Genomic DNA, 227 nt, shown 5'->3' on the forward strand with positions numbered 1-227 from the left:
TCCCAGTAGATCGACAGCAGCGATTCACCGTTCGCGGTGGTGTTGACGGCCGGCGCCGCGGCCCGGCCGAGCCAGCGGGAGCCGGACAGGCCGGCCCAGGTCACAGCACGGCCGCCGGTGGCGTCCTGAATCAGGCGGATCACGTAATTACCGACCGGCGCGCCGGTGCTGGACACGGTCAGGGTCGTCGAAGCCGTCAGCTTGAGCTTCTGTTTCTGGCCGTTCAC

At 68.3% G+C, this 227-nt stretch carries 1 protein-coding gene; it reads right to left on the bottom strand.

The window, feature by feature from the left end:
• Nucleotides 1–227: hypothetical protein (locus ACSHWJ_RS16165; RefSeq protein ID WP_432540152.1), on the bottom strand; the 227-nt coding region annotated here is incomplete at both ends.

This window comes from Methylococcus sp. S1M, assembly GCF_051295855.1.
Lineage (GTDB): Bacteria > Pseudomonadota > Gammaproteobacteria > Methylococcales > Methylococcaceae > Methylococcus > Methylococcus capsulatus.